The organism is Oscillospiraceae bacterium (assembly GCA_025757985.1).
Lineage (GTDB): Bacteria > Bacillota > Clostridia > Oscillospirales > Ruminococcaceae > Gemmiger.
In genome coordinates, this window is the sequence record CP107210.1 from 293,459 (window position 1) to 311,814 (window position 18,356).

At 54.6% G+C, this 18,356-nt stretch carries 31 protein-coding genes; all 31 read right to left on the reverse strand.

Annotation, left to right across the window (positions count from 1 at the left end; genetic code table 11):
• Position 1 precedes the first annotated feature (1 nt).
• Positions 2 to 1,924, reverse strand: coding sequence for a phage terminase large subunit family protein (locus OGM67_01415; GenBank protein UYJ35027.1), 1,923 nt, complete (start codon positions 1,922 to 1,924; stop codon positions 2 to 4).
• A complete protein-coding gene (locus OGM67_01420; GenBank protein UYJ35028.1) occupies positions 1,911 to 2,471 on the reverse strand; it encodes a hypothetical protein in 561 nt (186 codons plus the stop codon). Before OGM67_01420 ends, OGM67_01415 begins: the two co-directional genes overlap by 14 nt.
• A 296-nt stretch (positions 2,472 to 2,767) precedes the next feature.
• Entirely contained in the window at positions 2,768 to 3,301 is a 534-nt protein-coding gene (locus tag OGM67_01425; protein UYJ35029.1) for a ParB N-terminal domain-containing protein, read from the reverse strand.
• Positions 3,282 to 4,433, reverse strand: a complete 1,152-nt coding sequence (locus tag OGM67_01430) for a phosphoadenosine phosphosulfate reductase family protein (protein ID UYJ35030.1) — start codon at positions 4,431 to 4,433, stop codon at positions 3,282 to 3,284. The genes OGM67_01425 and OGM67_01430 overlap by 20 nt, the downstream gene beginning before the upstream one ends.
• Entirely contained in the window at positions 4,424 to 5,122 is a 699-nt protein-coding gene (locus tag OGM67_01435) for a ParB/Srx family N-terminal domain-containing protein (GenBank protein UYJ35031.1), read from the reverse strand. Before OGM67_01435 ends, OGM67_01430 begins: the two co-directional genes overlap by 10 nt.
• On the reverse strand, positions 5,119 to 6,120 hold the full coding sequence (locus tag OGM67_01440; GenBank protein ID UYJ35032.1) for a hypothetical protein: 1,002 nt from the start codon (positions 6,118 to 6,120) through the stop codon (positions 5,119 to 5,121). The genes OGM67_01435 and OGM67_01440 overlap by 4 nt, the downstream gene beginning before the upstream one ends.
• A gap of 244 nt (positions 6,121 to 6,364) precedes the next feature.
• A complete protein-coding gene (locus tag OGM67_01445) occupies positions 6,365 to 6,781 on the reverse strand; it encodes a hypothetical protein (GenBank protein UYJ35033.1) in 417 nt (138 codons plus the stop codon).
• Positions 6,782 to 6,795: 14 nt separating this feature from the next.
• The gene (locus OGM67_01450) at positions 6,796 to 6,972 is read right to left on the reverse strand and encodes a hypothetical protein (protein ID UYJ35034.1); all 177 of its coding nucleotides are present in this window, start codon (positions 6,970 to 6,972) and stop codon (positions 6,796 to 6,798) included.
• Positions 6,960 to 7,157, reverse strand: a complete 198-nt coding sequence (locus OGM67_01455) for a hypothetical protein (GenBank protein ID UYJ35035.1) — start codon at positions 7,155 to 7,157, stop codon at positions 6,960 to 6,962. Before OGM67_01455 ends, OGM67_01450 begins: the two co-directional genes overlap by 13 nt.
• Entirely contained in the window at positions 7,158 to 7,436 is a 279-nt protein-coding gene (locus tag OGM67_01460) for a DUF1653 domain-containing protein (GenBank protein UYJ35036.1), read from the reverse strand. It abuts the gene before it with no gap.
• Complete coding sequence (locus OGM67_01465; protein UYJ36175.1) at positions 7,426 to 7,776, reverse strand: ASCH domain-containing protein; 351 nt, start codon at positions 7,774 to 7,776, stop codon at positions 7,426 to 7,428. The genes OGM67_01460 and OGM67_01465 overlap by 11 nt, the downstream gene beginning before the upstream one ends.
• A gap of 10 nt (positions 7,777 to 7,786) precedes the next feature.
• The gene (locus OGM67_01470) at positions 7,787 to 7,984 is read right to left on the reverse strand and encodes a hypothetical protein (GenBank protein ID UYJ35037.1); all 198 of its coding nucleotides are present in this window, start codon (positions 7,982 to 7,984) and stop codon (positions 7,787 to 7,789) included.
• Positions 7,981 to 8,142, reverse strand: a complete 162-nt coding sequence (locus tag OGM67_01475) for a hypothetical protein (GenBank protein UYJ35038.1) — start codon at positions 8,140 to 8,142, stop codon at positions 7,981 to 7,983. The genes OGM67_01470 and OGM67_01475 overlap by 4 nt, the downstream gene beginning before the upstream one ends.
• 3 nt (positions 8,143 to 8,145) lie before the next feature.
• Entirely contained in the window at positions 8,146 to 8,493 is a 348-nt protein-coding gene (locus OGM67_01480; protein UYJ35039.1) for a hypothetical protein, read from the reverse strand.
• A gap of 12 nt (positions 8,494 to 8,505) precedes the next feature.
• Positions 8,506 to 8,670, reverse strand: coding sequence for a hypothetical protein (locus OGM67_01485; protein UYJ35040.1), 165 nt, complete (start codon positions 8,668 to 8,670; stop codon positions 8,506 to 8,508).
• A complete protein-coding gene (locus OGM67_01490; protein UYJ35041.1) occupies positions 8,667 to 9,026 on the reverse strand; it encodes a hypothetical protein in 360 nt (119 codons plus the stop codon). The genes OGM67_01485 and OGM67_01490 overlap by 4 nt, the downstream gene beginning before the upstream one ends.
• Positions 9,014 to 10,000 carry a phosphoadenosine phosphosulfate reductase family protein gene (locus tag OGM67_01495; GenBank protein UYJ35042.1) on the reverse strand — a complete coding sequence of 329 codons (987 nt, stop codon included), beginning with the start codon at positions 9,998 to 10,000 and terminating at the stop codon, positions 9,014 to 9,016. Before OGM67_01495 ends, OGM67_01490 begins: the two co-directional genes overlap by 13 nt.
• A 188-nt stretch (positions 10,001 to 10,188) precedes the next feature.
• Positions 10,189 to 10,452 carry a hypothetical protein gene (locus OGM67_01500; protein UYJ35043.1) on the reverse strand — a complete coding sequence of 88 codons (264 nt, stop codon included), beginning with the start codon at positions 10,450 to 10,452 and terminating at the stop codon, positions 10,189 to 10,191.
• Complete coding sequence (locus OGM67_01505; GenBank protein UYJ35044.1) at positions 10,449 to 10,661, reverse strand: hypothetical protein; 213 nt, start codon at positions 10,659 to 10,661, stop codon at positions 10,449 to 10,451. The genes OGM67_01500 and OGM67_01505 overlap by 4 nt, the downstream gene beginning before the upstream one ends.
• Before the next feature lie 11 nt (positions 10,662 to 10,672).
• Positions 10,673 to 10,837, reverse strand: coding sequence for a hypothetical protein (locus OGM67_01510; protein ID UYJ35045.1), 165 nt, complete (start codon positions 10,835 to 10,837; stop codon positions 10,673 to 10,675).
• On the reverse strand, positions 10,834 to 11,571 hold the full coding sequence (locus OGM67_01515) for a hypothetical protein (protein UYJ35046.1): 738 nt from the start codon (positions 11,569 to 11,571) through the stop codon (positions 10,834 to 10,836). The genes OGM67_01510 and OGM67_01515 overlap by 4 nt, the downstream gene beginning before the upstream one ends.
• Positions 11,568 to 12,971, reverse strand: coding sequence for a ParB/RepB/Spo0J family partition protein (locus tag OGM67_01520; protein UYJ35047.1), 1,404 nt, complete (start codon positions 12,969 to 12,971; stop codon positions 11,568 to 11,570). The genes OGM67_01515 and OGM67_01520 overlap by 4 nt, the downstream gene beginning before the upstream one ends.
• An 86-nt stretch (positions 12,972 to 13,057) precedes the next feature.
• Positions 13,058 to 13,381 (reverse strand): hypothetical protein, encoded by a 324-nt coding sequence (locus OGM67_01525; protein ID UYJ35048.1) that lies wholly within the window; start codon positions 13,379 to 13,381, stop codon positions 13,058 to 13,060.
• Between the two features lie 10 nt (positions 13,382 to 13,391).
• On the reverse strand, positions 13,392 to 14,459 hold the full coding sequence (locus tag OGM67_01530) for a tyrosine-type recombinase/integrase (protein UYJ35049.1): 1,068 nt from the start codon (positions 14,457 to 14,459) through the stop codon (positions 13,392 to 13,394).
• 14 nt (positions 14,460 to 14,473) lie between these two features.
• Positions 14,474 to 15,436: an SAM-dependent methyltransferase gene (locus tag OGM67_01535; GenBank protein UYJ35050.1), complete on the reverse strand. Its 963-nt coding sequence runs from the start codon at positions 15,434 to 15,436 to the stop codon at positions 14,474 to 14,476.
• A 3-nt stretch (positions 15,437 to 15,439) separates the two neighbouring features.
• Entirely contained in the window at positions 15,440 to 15,922 is a 483-nt protein-coding gene (locus OGM67_01540; GenBank protein UYJ35051.1) for a hypothetical protein, read from the reverse strand.
• A gap of 6 nt (positions 15,923 to 15,928) precedes the next feature.
• Positions 15,929 to 16,456 carry a Holliday junction resolvase RecU gene (locus OGM67_01545; GenBank protein ID UYJ35052.1) on the reverse strand — a complete coding sequence of 176 codons (528 nt, stop codon included), beginning with the start codon at positions 16,454 to 16,456 and terminating at the stop codon, positions 15,929 to 15,931.
• A complete protein-coding gene (locus OGM67_01550; GenBank protein UYJ35053.1) occupies positions 16,446 to 16,808 on the reverse strand; it encodes a hypothetical protein in 363 nt (120 codons plus the stop codon). The genes OGM67_01545 and OGM67_01550 overlap by 11 nt, the downstream gene beginning before the upstream one ends.
• On the reverse strand, positions 16,762 to 17,610 hold the full coding sequence (locus OGM67_01555) for a DUF6291 domain-containing protein (protein ID UYJ35054.1): 849 nt from the start codon (positions 17,608 to 17,610) through the stop codon (positions 16,762 to 16,764). Before OGM67_01555 ends, OGM67_01550 begins: the two co-directional genes overlap by 47 nt.
• Positions 17,611 to 17,649: 39 nt before the next feature.
• The gene (locus OGM67_01560; protein ID UYJ35055.1) at positions 17,650 to 17,979 is read right to left on the reverse strand and encodes a hypothetical protein; all 330 of its coding nucleotides are present in this window, start codon (positions 17,977 to 17,979) and stop codon (positions 17,650 to 17,652) included.
• Positions 17,976 to 18,344: a DUF3268 family zinc-finger domain-containing protein gene (locus OGM67_01565; protein UYJ35056.1), complete on the reverse strand. Its 369-nt coding sequence runs from the start codon at positions 18,342 to 18,344 to the stop codon at positions 17,976 to 17,978. Before OGM67_01565 ends, OGM67_01560 begins: the two co-directional genes overlap by 4 nt.
• Positions 18,345 to 18,356 lie beyond the last annotated feature (12 nt).

Genomic DNA, 18,356 nt, shown 5'->3' on the forward strand with positions numbered 1-18,356 from the left:
CTCACCATTCATCATAGTATTTGGAAAGCCCGCGCCGTTTCGGCTGCGGGCTTTTGGTTTGCGGTACTTCCAGCGCGGCAGGTGCATCAACCGCCACGCCGCGGGCGCGTTTCAGTGCCCGGTCAATGCCGTCAAGGTCGCACGGCAGCGCCTTGAAGGCCGCCATTGCATAGTTGCAGCAGTCCAGCGCCTCGTTTCGCTCGTGGCCGGGAATTTTCTCCCATTGCCATGGCTGGCGCTTGTCCTTTTTGTACACAAGATGCTCCGACAGCAGGCCGTTGAAATAGCCGATGCCGTAGTCATCCCGCTTCGGGAAATGGCAGTATTTCGGCCCAACCGTGCCGACTCGCAGATTATCCATAATGATTTGCTTTCCGGCATCAACGCCGATCTGGTACTGCCAGCAGGTGCCCACATGGGTGCCGTTCACCACGATTTTAACCTGCTTGGGCGGCCCGGTGTAGGGCCTGTCCGGGCCTGCAAAGCCTTTGATGCAGAACACCTTGCGGCCTATGCGTTCCCGGCAGCGCTGGCGCACCTCTTGGGTAAAATGGCCGCCTTCATCAACGAAGGACATTGAAACGCGCAGCTTGATTCCGTCTTTGAACTGAAAATAGCGGTTAAAGACCAGATTGTCCAACTGCTCCCACGTGGCATCGTCATCGGGTCGCCCCATCACAATGCCTTTTTCGATGCCCCATGTCTCGTTGAAGTGGCCGTTGCCTTTGATTTCGTACTCCATACGGTCATCCTGCGTGTCAATGCCGGCAGTCAGTACAAGCACGCCATCGGGCAGCTCGGCCTCGTACTCCTCACGGCGGCCCAGCAGCGTATCCTCGTCCTGTATGTCGCCGCGGTTTTCCCACAGCTTGCCAAAACAGGTGTTGTACACGACCTGCATCTTGGCTGTATCGCCAATGGCTTCAAGGAATTTCAGCACGATAGACTTCCATGTGGCCCACTGGCTCACAAAGGCATTCAGCCAAAAGCTGCGGATGCCGTTGTCGTAGGCGGCAGGGTTGTCCGCAACCCACTTGGCCGGAGCGCGTTTCATGGTATATTCATCACTGATGCACCCGCATCCGGGGCAGACATACCAGACATTTCCGACCTTGTAGGTTTTCTCATTGTTCACGATACCTGTTTCGGATTCATAGCGTATGTCTTCCCACTGGATTTCGTGGTACTCCCTGCAATGCGGACAGCGGCTCATCCAGCGCTCCATAGTGCCTTTGGCATAGCTTTTTGCGATAACGCTGGAGCCCTTGACGGTGGGGGTCGAAACCTCAACAGCCTTGGCATTGTAGAATGTGGTCTGTCGGGCCATAGCCAGCCCCCACGGGTCACCTTCGATGCCTGCGCTGGCCGCCCAGCGGTCTCGTTCGTCACCGAACACATACCGTATAGGCTTCGATGCCAGCGCGTGGGCCTCGGTAGATCCGCACATCGTCAGGATGCCGCCGGGGTAGCTTTTTTGCAAAATCGTGTTGGAGCTGTCGCGGCTCTTGGGGTCAGCCACTCGCCGCCGCAGTGTCGGGCAGTCGCGTATCATGGGGGCTATGCGCAGTTTACTGTACTCCTTGGCATCCACAGTCGTGGGCTGGATAAACAGGATGCTGCCGGGGTCACAGTCGATGATGTAACCCATGCAGTTGTTCATCAGTTCGGATTTGCCGACCTGCGAGGCGGCCACCATCACAAGGTGGTGGATTTTCGGGTCGCAAAAGGCGTTCATCGGTTCTCGCAGGTATGGGGTGCGGCTCGTGCGCCATGTGCCGACCTCGGCGCTGGATTCACTGGACAGCTTGCGGTGCTTTTCAGCCCACTCGGTAACGGTCACATCCTCCGGGGGCTTCATGCCGTCCAGCACCTTGGCAAGTACGGCGTTCAGCCTCTTGATGTCGGCGGCGCTACTCATCGTCATCCTCGTGGTCTTTCTCGCCCCAAGCCATCCGCTCCCGCACCCGTGCCTCATAGGCTTTCGGGTCATAGCGGTACTGCGCCAGCTGGGCGCACAGGATATTGACCTCTTTGCGCAGGTACTCGGCTTCTTCAGCGGCGTCCGTTATGGCGGCGGCATCAATCGCCACGCGGCCCGGAAAAGCCATCAGCGCACCGCGTATCGTATAGATAAGGTCGGCGGTCATGGCGGCCACATCCTCGCTGCGGTGCATCTGGCCGGACAGTTCGTCCGCCTGTGCCTTTGCGATTTTTGCTTTTGACAGCTTCAGCGTGGCCTCGGCCTTGCGCTTCGCGCTTTCCAGCTTTTTATCCTCCTCGGTCATGGCATCCCGCCCAAGAAAACGGATATAGGCCTGCACCGCCGCGCCGAGCTCAAATTTTCCGCGCTCTACGGTGTCCAATATGCCGTCCTGGGCCAGCTGCTGCACTCGTCTGGCGCTGATTCCAAGCACAGCGGCAAGCTCAGTCGTGGCAACATTTTTGTCCGCAACTTTTTCTCTCGCAGCCATCTCAAAATCAACTCCTTTCCGCGTGTACAAAGTGGATAAAATCAGTAAAAATCGTATTACAAACCGTAGCGAAATCCCCAAAAATCACCCCACTAACTAAGCGCCTTTTGGGCTCGTCGGCCCCGCTCAGGTCGGGGTCGGGGTTTCACAGTACCTTTTGCCCAGCCAGGCTGCCGCTTGATGGTCCAGCCATCCAGAAATGAGCGAGAATCGCGCAAAAAACACGCGGCAAAACGCACGCTCGCTTACACAGATCACACGCCGTGCGATTTTCGTGCGAACAACTTACGCGCAACTCACACGCTGCGGATGACCCGCGCCTTGGAGTAAACTGGGTGATCTTTCGTCATAAGCTCCAAGAACTCATCCCGGGTAAAGCCAGACAGGCGGAACACCTCTTCGGGCTTCATGCCCAGCTGCTTGCCGATCTCTTCCACGGTCTTACCCTCGTCCATCAGCTTCTTTACGATGGCTTTCATGGGCTCCAGCAGGTGCGTACCACGCGCACGGTTGTGAGTGATAGTGCCGTACACATCCGCGCTCTCGTCTCCGTGATGGTCCACAATAACGCAGGGTACTTTGCCGCCCAGCTTTGTGCGCAGGGGTTCGCGGCCCGATACTGTCCAGCGGTGGAATCCGTCTATGATGGTGTAGTCAGGCCGCACCACAATAGGCAGCGTCCAGCCGTTGGTGAGGATGGATTGTACCAGCAGTTTGAGGTTTTCCTCGCTTACTTTGTTGGGGTTGTAGTCGTTGGCATGGAGCTTGTCGCGGTCCACCCATTGCAGGGATGCCAACGGTGCGAATAAATCAATGCTGTTGTTTTCCACGTTGGGCCTCCTTGATCATCATATTGTGGTCGTTGTAGATTTCCGTCCAAAGGATTCGCAGCACACGCATTTTAGGGTCGCCGTAAAGCAGGCCCTCGTACATGGTCTTGTAGTGCTTGTCCATGGCGATGCCGTAGGTTTTGATAAACATTCCGCGCCACATATCAAGGTGGGCTTTTGTGTCCTTGGCGATGGTGTATTTCTCCGGGTGCAGGAACAGGATGTCTTTGCACAGGGCTTTGTAGTCCTTTTTCTCGGTGCCGGCTTCAAGGTCACGGCGCTTCTTGGTAGAGCGGCGGAACATTTCGCTATCCCAGTACAGCAGTACAAGGTAGGCGTTCGGCTCGCGTTTCTGGATTCTATCCCACAGGTCGGCATCTGTTTCAGCTACCCAGCGCAAACCCTGTGTGCTGCAATCTCCGAAGAAAGCGCACAGGCGCAAGGCGTTCTTTCTGACGCCGGCCTCGTATAGCCGCATATAGATTTCAGGAAATTCAAGATCCCGCTGCTTGATGTAAAGCCAAACATCGGAATCACGCCAATCGTAGATAGGGTAAAATTTCCCGCCGCGCACAATGCGCTCCATTTTGGCGTTGGCAATGCACTTTAGGCGGGTCAGGCTTTCTGCTGTGCGCAGGCCGACAAGTTGGATGCCGTCAGCAAACGCTTTTCCGCAGAATGTCTGATAGTTCATTTCTCCGGGGTAGTGCAGATATGGACTGTACATGATGGCAAAGTCTGGCGGCTTGCGCATCCAGACATCTTCCTTGCCAGGCTCCCATGTTATCCATGATTCCGAGCTCGAAAGATGGTCGATGACCGACACCTGCTTGAACGGCAGACAAAACCACAGGAATTTTGCGCCGGCAGACAGGAAGTTGCGCCGCCAGCGGTGTGCCGCTTCGACCATGGAGGGATACAAGCCCTCCTCGTCAATAAAGGTCACCGTCAGCTTTGTACCGTCAATCTCGCCGGCGCGGATCAGGTCATAGACGATGCTTGCCATGCACAGACTGTCTTTGCCGGAGGAAAAGCTAAGATAGATTTTGCAGTCGTTCTTGAACACATTCCGCACGCGGGTTATGGCCGCGTCCAGCACATTCATGCTGCCCTCAACCACTTTTATAGGCATATCCGCTCACCACACTTCGGGCAGATGATATATCTGCGCCCGTCATCGCCGCTCTGGGGCGGCTGTGCGGGACTGTCCTGCGGGGTATATGTCGATACCCCTGTATCGGCGGAGACGGCAGCGGGCGGCTGCGCGGCGGGCTGAGCAGGTGCAGACTGTGTTTCGTCTGAGGGCGGGGTCACAGGATAGCTGGGTGTGTCCGCATACGGAATGTGTTCCTCCACCGGGCGGCGATTCATGTTCGCCACTTCGGTGTCGGGGAACGAGCCGTAATCGTTCACGATCTCGTCAGCCTCTTCGATGGTGGAATCAAGCATCTTCAAGAGGTCTGCATCCCAACCGGGCACATCCGTGTCGCCGTCCAGTTCCTTCACAAGCTGCTCGATGGCATCAGTGTCGGTAAAGCCAAGTTCATAGACCTTGTTGTCGGCCATCATCAGCTTTTTCTTCTGCACATCGGTCAGCCCGGTCACAACATAGCAGTCACAGGTTTCGCGGCCCATGCGGGTCAGGGCTTCAAATAGGCCGTTGCCCGCGATGATTTCTCCGAGCTCGTCCACGACCAGCGGTTTAATTTGTCCGAACATTTCAATGCTGCGGATATACTCGGTGATCTGCTTGTCGGAGTGGCGGCGGATATTGTGCGCAGGCTTGCGCAGGTCGGCCAGCTTCTTTACTGTGATTTTCATTGCGCAGCCTCCTTTTTGTCGGAGGTGAGATTCACCGCGATTGAAATCACGACAGCAACCAGCACCACATAGATGCGGATGGTGCTCATGAGCTGCCAGATTCCCATAACGCCCAGCGGAATAAGAATCTGCCATGATGCAACCGTAAAGACATCCAGCGCGAAACCGATTTTTTTACCAAATACCAGATATTCGCAATACAGATAGGTGGACAAAGAGGAAATCGCAATGACCGTGATCAGGATGGCTTTCATCACGTTCAGCACGGGGCTGAACTGAACCCATGTCAGCAGCGCTGCCAGCACCATGTAAATGCCGAACATCAGCCCCGCCCAGACAAAGGACATTTTGATGTTGCTGCGGCGTGTGCCGTCTGCGTTGCTGTCGTTGTATTCGTACAGCGAGTAGTAATACGGACAGGCAAACGGGCCGGGAAGCAGGAGCAGACCGTTGTAAACGCCCGCCTTGATACCGGCAGCATTTGTGCCCATATCAATGCTGGCAAACGCGCCGCGTGTGTAAATCAGCGCGGCAACAACCACAACGCCCAGCAGCCCATACACGACCACCCACGAGAACCCATCGGAAAGCACGTTGCGGATCATGCCGTCTTTCAGCAGCATGATAAGAAAAACGGCGCAGGTTATATACACGATAACCATACCGCCGCTTGTGCCTATTGGTGTGTCTCCGAAGATCTCATAGATGCCCGACATCTGCGTCCATGTCTGGAACAGCGTCAGCAGACCGATGAAGTAGAACATGACTTTGCTCTGCATGATGCGTCTGATGGACGGAACGCGGTCAACGAACAGGCCGAACAGGATACAGGCCAGCGAGTTGAACACAGCCCAGATGATAGCCGGTACTGCGCCGTAGTTCAGTGCAATGGTGCGAAAGTTCATCAAAGAGCCGACACCCGCCCACGATGCCACGATGGAGCAGGCATAGAACAGGGTCGGTCTTTCCCGGAATTTATTTCTGATTTTCTGATACATGAGGTATTTCTCCTTTGCTTGTCTCCGAAGCATGGCGAACTGCCTCGGATGATGTTCCCGCTATTCGTGTCGGGGACATCACCAACACCCGGCGTAAAGGAGAAGCGCCGGACGGTCTGCAAACATCGACCTCCTTGCATAAAAATTGGCGGCCACCGTTTGACGGGTGGTCGCCTTGGTTCTTGATTGAATTTTACGAGTATAACAATATCATCCTTTAAGCGCAGTTGCAAGCAGCGCAGGGCTACTCACCGCCGCAACCATCGGGAGAAGCTCCTAAGTATCGGTAACACACCGACTTCACGCCGTTCTCGGTATTCCGCCCGCCGATGACCTGTGCAACTTCGGCCCATGTCAGGCAGCCAATGAACCTCATGCGGAATATCTGCCGCGTCTGGTCGTTTTCAATGGTCGATATCCACGCCGAGATTTTTCCTTCCTGCTGGGCGATCTGCTCTTTCAGATAGGCAATGCGCTCCTCCATGTCCACAATAGCGATGGCAAGTGCGCCGACCTTATCGCTCACGCCGGGGGCGCGGGGCATACCATCCAGTGGGTGGGCCGATGGGATAGCAGCCATGCGCAGGTTGTACAGTATATCCTCGTCCTTTTCCAGCTGTGCCCGCAGCTGGTAGTGTTCGCTCAATTCCTGCAAAGTCATGGTTTCCTCCCAAATCATGTTTTCTTGGCGGTGAAGCTAAGCTGCTCGGTCTGTTCTGCAGGCGGCTTTTTGACCTCGCGCACCTTGTAGGCCCGGACACTGCCGAACCGCTCCAACAGGTTGCATATAGCCTCCTTGGCGCCCAGCGCTTCTTGATCTCCGCCGTCCACCAGCACGGTCACGACAAGCATTGCGCACCCTCGGCAACTTCTTGCAGTTCGCTGACCGCCTGACATATAGCGGCCATGCACTTCGGGCAGACATCCACGGTTTCGCGGCCCTCGTACAAGGCGCTATCCCGGTCCATAATGACGGCCGGCAGGATCTGCGGATGCTGCACCGCGCAGCCGCAAATATCACATTTATAGAATACCATCTATTTCACCTCCCGTACCAGTGCAAAGCGCATTTTCTGCTTTGCGTCCGGATATTTTTTGGTGTCCACCGGGGAAAGGAACATCGCCAGAGGTCGAGCCCACACCTTGGTTGTGTCTTCTGGCTTGCAATAAATGACCAGCAGTTCTGCTGTCTCACTGTGTACTGCCACAAACAGGACCCGGTAGAAGTCACCCTTGAAGTGCCGGTACAGCTGGCCAATCATCTTGCGGTTATACTCTGCCGCGCGTTTCTGCGCAGCAATTCGTTTATCTTCCATCAGTTTCACTCGCTTTCCAATTATGAATATCTTCGACGCTTAGAATTCTGATAATGATATACTCTTTGCCCGGGTCAGCACCCCATTCCGGCACACCGTATTTTCCGAATTGAATCGTCACCATGAGACACGCCGTAGGGCTGTCCTGCCGATAGCCCGCGCGGATTTGGATAGGGAATATTTTCAGATGAAACGGGTCCGGTATTTCATTTTCGGGTGCCCTGCCGCGAGCGCGGAAAAGCCTTTCTTTCCAGTAGTCCGTAGGCTCACGGTATTCCTCGCGTTTTTCGCCCCGGCAGATCATGTCGAACCACTTTCTTTTGATGGGGAGTGTCAGCATCACATTCACCTCACTGGCTGAAGCCTTTGTATTTTTTCGTGCGGTTTTTGACTTCGTTCGTCCGGGAATCGGGCATCGGGTCAAGGTAACAGTGCTTTTTTGCCCGTACCTTGATAATCTTCAGCGTCAGCTGATAGGCTTTCCAGCGGCGGCAGTTGCGCCGGCAGCCGATGCATCGCTCCGGGCAGTCTCGGCAGGGCGCATTCATTTTGGGATGATGATGGCCGTGGTGGTGGCGATTTCGCCAGCCTCACCCAGCACCAGCAGAGCGCAGCGGCGGCAGCCCTGCATATACCACGCGCAGCTTGATTCAAGACAATGCTGCTTCAGCAGCGGACAAACTTTAGGGCTTTTATCCTCGTTCATATATCATCGCTCCTCCACCATCTTATTGCATTTGTACGCCTTCACCATCTGGATGACATCATCAGCGGTCTGCCAGCCTTTCACCTCGCCGTTCTCGCGTTTTCCGTCCACGATGACACCCATGACCTCCAGCAGTCCGCACTGGCCGCCGTAGTGAAACGGGCTGCAAACAGCATCCCACACCTTGCGACCTTTTTCGTAGACGGCAATCTGGCGACCTATGGTAAAGCATATCTGGCGATCTTCAAACTGAATGCCCATCTCGGTCAGTTTGGCGGCCAACTTGTCCATTTCGGTAGCCGGTGCCGTGGCATCTTTCGGCTGGCTCATTCCCGGAATATTGCAAAACATCTGTCATTCCTCCTATTCACCGTGCCGGTGTTCCATTCCAATGGGGCTGTCATCCTCGATATGCTTTTCGCGCTCGATTTGCTCACCCTCACGGAATCCCATCTGATAGCCCAGCCCCACGCACAGCACGCAGGCAGCCGTCTGGATCAGCGCGGTCACTACAATCGGCAAAATCATTCCCATACCTCCTTCGACCAGTAATCAAATCGACAGCCGCCGCAGCCTGTTGATGCACAACCACTGTTTGGCTCGTAGTCTTTGTCAAGGCATTTCGGGCAAATCGAAATCGTGTCATCTTGCAAAAATGCGTTCGGAAATTCCTGCAAAAATACTTCTTTTCGGGTTTTGGCGGGGTGCTTTTCGTTCCACTCCTTGACGACATCTTCCATTTCCCGCAAGGTCTGATCGTCAACATTCCGCGCTATGCTGGCAATATCGTCATTGCACGGGAACGGCTTGAGCGGGCAGTTTTGGCAGTGGTCAGAATTCTCACACACGCGGTCCATCTGCCGCAGAAAATCTATAAATTCCATCTTGTGGCCTCCTTTTTAAAATCCCTGAATGCTCGTGTGTATTCGTATGATGGAGAAAAGATGTGTGAAACAGCCACGCCAAGGCTTGGCTCAAATGTATTTAGCATTTCAAGTTCAGATTCAAACCTGCTGCCAAACGGGCACCCTGCGCAACCGGTGCGAGAGCAACCATAGACGGTGTAGGCATCACTGTGTCGAATATCATAAGTTCTCTCAAATGCCCGCTTATCATCATTGCTCCACCAGAACAGAGGAAAATGCTGCAATCCGTGCTTTCCGTCAGCCATACAGCTTTTATAGACGGTGGATCTCGGCCCGCCCTCGGCTTTTCTCACCCCGATTAGCTGGATCTCGACATCAAACTTTGTCCTTGCCAAGTCGCCGGCGCTTTTCTTTGCCGAGTCACAGCATCGCTTGGATATGCGGAATGTTGGCGGATTCAAAATCATAAACTCTTTCAGCCTGCCTCTGGATGCAATTTCTGTTTGGAGCGGCTTGTGCGGTTCGCTTCTCCAGTTGTTGCACCACCACCGCAAGGCTGCTTTGCAGTTTGGGTATTCTTGGCAAAGCACATCAAAAGGCTTGTCTTCCCACTGAAAATCATGCGTTTGCAAACGGTCAATGTATTCTGATACAACCTTGTTCATAAAGGGGTACCCATCGGAAAGAACGGCAGCAGCAACTTTTTTATGTCCAGATTCCGTGTGAATTTCGATGCCATAGCGCTCTTGCAGGTACTTTAGATGGCGCTTTGTGGCAGCCATTTCAATGCCCGTATCGAACCAGACGTAAACCGATTTGCACCCATCATCTGGCTTTAGATGCTCGACAATGTCTACCATGTCATCGCTGTCCGATCCGCCAGATACGGAGACTATGATTCTGCTGTGATTTTCAAGGACGCTTTTTGTCTTGCAAAAGCCGTCATATATCGTAAAGGTAGGGGCCTTTGCGATGTAGTCTTCTCGGTTCATTATTTCTCCATCTTTCGATTATCTTTTGAAATAATCGCTGATTGTGACTGAACAATTAAAACTGGTTGCAATTTAGTTCCAAGTCAGTTCCAAGTCAGTTCCAAATTTCACGCAATTCTACGCAAGTTATACGCAAATTCAGCGCAATCCGCTTAAATTTCAGCGTAAAGTAAGCATTTCAGCAAAAATCACTTCGGATTCCGCGTTCTGCGCAGCCCTGCGGCGCCGGGGCAACTTGCCCAGTGCGGAATACGCCCCAGCTTGCCGCTGTCTGCAGTAGGCGCTAAGACGCGCCCACGCACCGTCTGGCCGTCCTTGGTGATAATGGTGTCCGGGCCGTCCGCGTCTGGCTCGTAGGCCCGCACCATCGCGTCACAGGGCATCTTTTTCCCGGCCACGGTGGTAATAAACACAATCGGCTTTCCGCAAGCCTTGCAGTTAAAAACCATCATTTCACATCACCTCGCAAAAGATCAGCCGCCTTGTTGATGACGGCGCATCCGTGGACAGAACAGTCATGCTCCATCCCGCAGCCGAGGCAAGCCTCCGGGCGGCGCTCCACGGCCAGAATATCCAGTTGCCGAACCAGTTCTTTGCTGGGCCGTTCCAGCGGCTTGCAGCAGCTGTTGAGGTTATCGAAACCGAGGTCATTGATTTTCATTTCAGCGTCTCCTATCTGCGGCCACGCCGCTTGTCGATTTCATCCGCCAGCCGGTGCAGCAGGGCCACGGCCAGCGCCACAATGCCGCCAGCAAAGGCCGCAGTACCCGCCACGATGCAGAGAACCGCAAAGGTAAGTGCCATCTTCAAGAAGGCGGCCAGAATTTCAAGAATCACCGATACCCACCTCCAAAAAAGTCTTGTTGCACTTTCAGCGCTGCCTGCTGGCGGGCGGCATCCGAGAGAACATTGGTAGCAAGCGCGTTGACGCGGGCTTTGCGCTTGGTTTCGACCTTGGCCTTGTGGACACCGGCCTTGATGGAATCCTCAAGCTGCCGTTCCCACAGGCGGGCGCGGCTGTCGTAATCGTCATTTTCCTGTACGATGACGACCTCTGACCGCAGTGCTTGCTCTGCGCAATGGCGCAGCCTTTCAAAAGCGTACTGCTGTTCATCACGGCTGCCGCTGCCATTCCATTCATTGAACTGCCGGTAGTTCTCCACAGTTTCCTTGTGCAGCCTGTTCAGGCGGTCACGGCCAAAGCCAAGCGTCTGATGGATCGCAAGGGCGAAGCAGCACCACATCGCGGTCACAGTCTGGTCGGCAGCCATACGGAGCTCTACCTCGCGGCGGTTTTTTGTGTTGCGGTTCAGCGGCACCCGCATTTCAGTGAGGCAGATGCCATCTAAGCGGCGCTGCATTTCCGCGATACCGGCAGCCGTGCCGTGTTCGTCAATGATGGCGGCGATTTCTTTTTGCAACTTTTCGGCCTTCCCGGCGATACGCTCCATGCGGTCAGCACCGACACCAAACCGCTGATGCAGGGCAATCAGCAGACACCAGCTGGAAATCTGGCCCACCGCATCGCGGGTCTTGCTTTTTTCTTTCAAAAGGTCATGTTTCCTTTTCACGGTCTTTCTCCTCGTTTTGCATTTACGCGGCACCAGTGCCGCTGTGCCTGCTTTTTCCTGTCAAAACGGCATTGCAGGCAGAATGTGTTTTCTTTGATGCACTTGTAGAACCCGTCAGGCCACTCGATATCGTGCATCCAGTGATTCACAGGCTCTGTCAAGGCGAACAGCAGAACCATCAGCATCCGCATTGGGTTTTCCTGTGCCTTTTCCAGCAGTTCAGCGGTATCAAGTTCATGCTCGGCATCGTATATGACCTCGCCATAGACGGCTTCGATAGTGTCCTCGTCCATATCGCCCAGTGTATCGGGGTTTAAGATCATCATGCGGCAGGCGGCAAGGGTGACGGCCTCGGCAGCCTTTTTGGGGAATCCGTATTCTTTGAGGTAGTTCAGCCGCAGACGGTAGGCGGATTCCTCGTCCTCCTCGATGGCGCGGCATTTCTCGCAGCATTCTTCGATTTTGGCCTCCCGCGCAAGCTGCTCCGGGGTCTTCTCGGCGGGCTTGTCTTCTTCAGTGCGTTCGCGGTAGACAGTGATGCCGTAGCCGCTCTCCGTGTACCAGTAGGCGTGTTCTCCGGCATCAGCCGGAGCTTCGGCGATTCTCGACCATGAGCCGTAGCTAGCATAGAACAGGCAGTTTTCCGGCATATCCGCTTTGCTGTCGGCCTTAGTTGCATAAGATGCAACCACCTCCCGGACGGCGTTCATCGTTTTCCGGTCTTTCTGCTCCCGCAGGGCCCGGTCAAGGCAGGCACGGAAGTTGTTGGTGCCGACACTTTTCAAAACCTCGTTCTTGGCCTCCTCGGTGTCCAGCTTGTCCAGCAGAGCAAAGTCGGCCAGCGTGGCGCCGCGCTTGACGCTCTTTTTGAACGCCTCGCGATCAAGTGAGAGCAGTTTCACGCGGCGGCGAATCGTGCTTTCGGAAAAGCCCGCCTTGTCGGCGACCTGCTCCACGCTGTTGCCGAAGTCCATCATCATCTGGAAGCCCTCGGCCTCCTCATAGACAGTCAGATCGCTGCGCTGCATATTCTCGGTCATCATGGTAGAGATTTGCTCTTCGAGGGTCATGTCCTCAACCACGATGCAGGGCAATTCCATAAGCCCGGCAGCCTTGGCAGCGGCCAGACGGCGGTGGCCGATGATGACGGTGTAGCCATCCGTGCTGCGGAACTGGTTCAGCTTCGTGCGGTTTTCCTCGGTGGGGTCGCCGTAATACTGCCGGCACAGTTCCTCGTAATTCACATCAGGGTTTGCGCGGGGCACAACGGTCAGATTCTGCAAAACGCCGTTTGCCTTGATGCTGGCGGTCAACTCGGTAATGTCGCCCAAATCCTTGCGGGGGTTGTCCGGGTGGGGGTGCAGCTGTGCAACAGGAATCATTGTGACTTTGGTATTCATAGTGGTATACTCCTTTGCTTATTGGATTGGCTAAGTTCTTTGCTAAAACTATCTAAAAATTAGATTGAGATTTAGATTAAGTTAGATTAAGAGCCGCCCCGGCGTACCGGCTTTTTGCCGTTGGCGGCAAATTGGTTCGGAGCGGGGTCACGGCTGCGGACAACGTGTTCCTCGGCGGCATCGCCGCGCATCATCTGATACCAGCCGGCCCCCGGATTCTTGCCGGCGTAGTACAGCATCGTGGCAAGGGCGAATTTTGCGCCATCTCGGCTTTTGTAATCCCCCAAGCGGATCATTTTCTGGCCGTTGACAGCCTTGATTCTGTTGTCCTCGCCAATGTAGACATACTCGAACTGGCTAAGATTGATAGCCGAAGTTCCGTCCTGGCTCAAAACATATAACTGTGTCATGGATAACACCTCACACAACATATTTGCGATGGGCTGCTTGCAGATCGTCATCACGGATGTCCAGATAAATCTGTGTGGTGGAAATTTGCTCGTGGCCCAGCATCATGGAAACCAGTTCAATCGGCATCCCATGCCGCAGTGCCTGCGTGGCGCAGGTGCGGCGGAAACGGTGAGTATGCACACCCTTGACCCCGGCCCGCTTACCGATAGTGCGAACCATGTTGTTGACGCTGTCGCGCCCGAAGTGGTCCGCTTTTGTCACCAGTCGGGGGTCTTTGAACCAGTCTTTTCGGCTGAAGTTGGAAATCATCGTGCGATCCTTCGTATTGATTTCTCGCGGGAAGAGATAGGGGTTTGTGTCTTTGCGGTCAGCCAGATAATTTTTTATAGCCACGAAAGCCTTGGCGTTGATGTACACCGTGCGCCACTTGCCGCCCTTGCCCAGAATAGAAACCTTATCCTCGTCCATGTCCGCGATTTTGATGGATACAAGTTCTGCTGCACGGCAGCCGGTGGAGAGCAGCATTTCCATAATTGCCTTTTGCATAGTGGTCTGGCAGGCCTGCCGCATCATTTCGATTTCCATGTCGGTGAGGGCTTTTTCCTTTTCCCGCTTGAACTTGATGTTGTCGATCTTATTCATCGGATTAGTGCGGATGATTTCCTCACGGTAGAGCCAGTTGTAGAAGCTGCTGAGGTCTCGGCGGATGTTGTCGCAGTAACATTTCGACCCGCCCCTCGACAAAACTTTCGCCAGATAGACTTGAATGTCATCTGCGGTTATGGTGTCAGCATCCTTGCCGATGCCTCGCAGCGCCCTGCCGACTTCATCTTTGTACTGGCGCAGCGTACGCTCCTGCCGCCCTGCAACGGCCTTGGCGAGCAGGAATTTTCGGAGATAGTAGTCGTTTTTGCCCTCGGTGTAGACCGCCAGAGCCTCTTGCTTGGGGCAAATTTGGTAGTCATCCAAAACCACTGTCAGCTTGGCCTTGATTCTCTCCACATCAATCTGGTCGTAGGGCATCAGAACCATCAGAATGCGGTCCAGCAGCTTATCGGCCAGTTTTTCATCTTCCATGTCATCACCTCATTTCAGAAAAAAGTCAGCTGCCCGTTCTTGGTTTCGTTCAACTCGGCGGGTTTCCATGTTTCCACTTTTTTAGTGGAAACCGGGGTGGAAACTGGCGCTGCTGCTTTTGCAGGTTCTGTGAACGAACAGGGCTTTTTTGTGTCTTTCGCGGGCGAAACTGCCACTTTTTCAGGCTTTTCCGTGAACGAATTGACATTTTCGGGGCTTTTCCGTGAACTTCCCGAAATCAGCAGATCCATCTGTGCCGCCAGGCGGCGTCCGTACCAAATGCCATCGGAGAACAGCGGCGTGAACCAGATCCGTTCCGGGTCGCCTGCGGGCAGCAGGCCTTTTTTATCGTAGGCGGTGCAGGGGTTGATAAGTGTGTCGCCGATAACAACATATCCGGCACAGCCCATCAAGCTAAGCTGGATATAACACATCAGCCCAACGGTGTAGTCGATGTCCTGTGCAACAAACATCACTTTCTGCTGGTAGTTGATGTCGTGCCGCTTGCAGGCATTGGCAAACGAGACGAGCAGCGCCCCCGCGCCGCAGGCGCAGTCATTTACCGACACAAAGCCTTTATCCTCAAACCGCGCGGGGTCGAAGCTGATTTCCGACATTGCCTGACACACGTTGTAGGGGGTAAAGAACTGCCCGGCGTGGTCGTTGCCCAACTCGCAGGTCATGTACAGCTCGCCAAGAAAATCTTGGTCGGGATTCTCGTCAATGGCATAAACCATTTGCATCAGCATTTCGGCCATGCGTTTGATTTCGTCCTTGCTGTACTTTTTGGCGATGTTCCTTGCATCTGTGGCCCGCTTCGGCGCGTTGCCTTTGTCGGTCGCATTGCTTATGTCGATGGCCGTCAGCTGGATAAAATCCGACCAGACTTCCCATCGGCCATGTCTGCCGCACAGGCTGTTGAAGATGCTCAAGAACTCCTTTTTGTAGCTGTCAACGCCCCGCACCACCTTTGCCATGGTTTACTCCTCCTCGTCCGTGTCTTCGGGCGGGGTGGTATCGACCAGACCATCCGCGTTAAGGTCATCCGGGTCAATGTCACCGAAGCCGTCCGCATCTTCGGGGATGTCGGGCACATTGGCATTCAACAGTTTTTTCTGGATAACGGTGCGATGGAAATACTGGAGCCAAGTGTCGTGCAGATTGCGGAACAGGTTCTTCAGCTTGGTAAACAGCGCATCGGAGATCACGAACTCCTTGCTCAAGGTGTACTTGATGGCGCCGTCCTCGTAGCTGAACTTGATGGACGCATCGGGGCTGGTGTAGCCGTTGTCCTCGACCTTTTCCAGCATCGACATCTGGTCGGCCACATCTTGCAGGGGCCGCACCGTCATGGTCAGCGGGTAGCCGCTGCGGTTGAAAGTGGCCTGCAAGTCGTTTTCCTCGCAGATGCCCTTCAGCTTTTTCTGGTAGACGGCGAAAGTCGCTTCTTCATTCATTTTCATAGGGGTTTACTCCTTTCCGGTGCCGAGAATCGCCAGCATGCCTGTGGTGGTTCTCGAAATTTTGTATTGTGTAATGTCATTTTCGGTAATGTACTTACGGCCGTAGTGTTCTTTCATGGCCCGCCAGATGCTCCACGGGATGCAGTACGCACCGCCGTGGGAAAATCCGGCCAGAACATAGCAGAAAGCGCCAAGCCGCATCTTTTCGTCCAGATACTCGGTCTGGCCGGGGCTGACGCGGGATTGCTCCATGCGGTTCGACCCGGTGAACTTGGCCTCCATGTAGACAGACCTTCCGCCGCGGAGTGTGCCTGCGTAGTCAGGCTGGGCTTTTTTCTCGTAGAAGCCCACGACCTTGCCGCCGTTCTCGCGGCCCGTCATGTGGAACGGTTCGGGCGTCTTTTCGATGGATGCCACGCCCAGACGGCGGTAGTGGTCGAACGCGGCGTTGATATCGCGCTCAAACTGCTGGCCCAGCGCCTTGCTCACCGCGCCGATCAGCTGGCGGCGGGGGTCTTTGCGGTTATTTTCCATTAAGCAAACCTCCTTGCAGCAGTGCCGCAGGCTGATACGCTGCTGGCAACTTGTCCGCGTACTTCTGCGCGGCGGCGTAGAACCACGGCGGCAGCGGCAGACCCAGTTCTTCGTAGGCATCAATGGCAACCCGCACATTTATCAAATCGGGCTGAAATCCTATGTACGGCTTGGCTGCCTCGCGGATCTCGGCCACAGTGGGCGGCCACTTCATCGTGCGGCTGAGGGCAACCGCCCCGGCCATGGCGGCATCATAGGGAACATCGGTCAGCGACACCGCCCACGCATCGGACATTTCGTCCGGGTCATTCTCCCGGTAAAGGTTCGGCCACCAGTTCAGTAGCTTCAACATAAATTCGGTTGTCTGCTGGGTCGTCACTCTGCGCACCTCCCATCTCTTCCAGACGCTTTTTGAGCCGTTCGCGTACTGCCGCCTGTTTGCTCTGTGGGCGAGCAGCGGGCGTGGCTCTGGCCGCCGCTGCGGCGGCGTGGTTTTCTTTCTCGGCGCGGTAGGCATCCACGGACAGGATGTTCTGCTCCCGGCAGCGCTTGAGAATAGCCTTAACATAATTCCAGCTGCGCTTATTGTTGAGCGCCGCCTCGCCGATGGCCTCGCAGATCAGGTCTGCGGGCAGGTCGGCCAGCTGGCGGGAAATGTCATCAAACGCTGCCCGTGCGATAGGGCCGATGTTCTGCTCGTAGGCTTGGACACAAGCGGAAATGTCGTTTTCAGCAGTAGCAGTAGAAGAAGATATATTATCCTTATCCTTATCCTTTTCCTTATCCTTCTTCTTCTCCTTCTCTAGGCTTTTTGAAAAAAGGGAGCCTTTTTCAGAAAAGCCACCCTTTTTATCTGTGTCATTTAAAAGGGTAGCTTTTTCATTTTCTCCGTCAGGCGGTTTTTTCCGTGGACGGCCACCTTTACGGCCATAGGACGCTTGCTGTTCGTCAGTCTTTTTCCATTGCTCCTTGTCCCGGTCAATCTGGGAACGGATGCCGGGAAAAACAAACCGCTCATTTCCGGTGAGAGGTATCAATGTGCCATCCTTGCTGTATTCCAGCAGGGCGGTGAAAAGCCGTCCACGTTCCTCCGAGTTCAAAAGCTCCATGTTTTCAAGGTAGCTGTGGTAGGCACAGAAATAAGGTCGGAGCATTGCACCACCTCCCTTGGCCCACCGGGCGGGCAGGACGGTTTATTCTTCATCGGTGTCGTCCTCACAGTCGTTTAGACGCTTATCCCGCATATCGGCAACGCTTTCCAGCGCAGCCAGGGCGGTTTTGCTTTCCACATGGGGAGATTCCACAAGGGTGCAGAGGATGTCGATCTCGCTCTCGCTGCGGAGCAGTTCATCATATCGGGAGAGCGGGATGCAAACCAGATCTTCATCATCTGCGCCGTACTGGTCGATGATGGCCCCAATCTCTTTCATCAAGGCTTCGGTGCCGGGGAACGTGCTGCCGTTATGGCTCATGCCATCCAGCATATTTTTAATAGCCATGTCGGCTGGAGAATAATTTTTCATACAGAAACTCCTTTATTGATGATTTCCAACGCTGCCTTGCATTGCTCAACAGTGAACATACCGATATGGGTCTGTTCAATCGGCAGTTCCATTTGTTCAGACAACCACCGATAGGCTGCATTGCGCTTTTTGAATGGTCCGTCTTGCCACAGCGGGTCGAAACGGGCGTGTGTTGCCTTGCGCCAGCCCCGAAGTTCCGCATTGGCAAGGCTGCCTTTGGGGCGGTCTGTGCCGGAATGTACGCCTACATAGGCGTTGCATGGGCGGCACAGGTAAGCCATGCCGTAGCTATGACCGTAGTAGATAACAGAACTATCTACATATTTGGCAACGCGGCCACAGTAGGGGCAAATCACTTTTTGCATAAGGGTCACGCT